A 255-nucleotide genomic window follows, 5' to 3' on the forward strand; every position below is an offset into this window, starting at 1 on the left:
TTAACGAGAGTTCTTCCGCGCGCCTTAGAATTCTCTTCTCGCCTACCTGTGTCGGTTTGCGGTACGGGCACCTTCATCCTGGCTAGAGGCTTTTCTTGGCAGCATGAAATCAAGACCTTCGGTACTACAAATTTCCCTCCCCATCACAGCCCAGCCTTCATGGTCAGCGGATTTGCCTACTGACCGGCCTCACTGCTTGGACGAGCATCCATCAGCTCGCGTCCCTATCCTTCTGCGTCCCCCCATTGCTCATAA

Annotated in this window: 1 rRNA gene; it reads right to left on the reverse strand. The window is 54.1% G+C overall.

The features are described from left to right. A 23S ribosomal RNA gene (locus M3650_RS33480) occupies positions 1-255 on the reverse strand; the annotation flags it as partial.

It is taken from the genome of Paenibacillus sp. MER TA 81-3, from assembly GCF_023713585.1.
In the GTDB taxonomy this organism is placed as follows: Bacteria; Bacillota; Bacilli; order Paenibacillales; family Paenibacillaceae; genus Paenibacillus_B; species Paenibacillus_B profundus.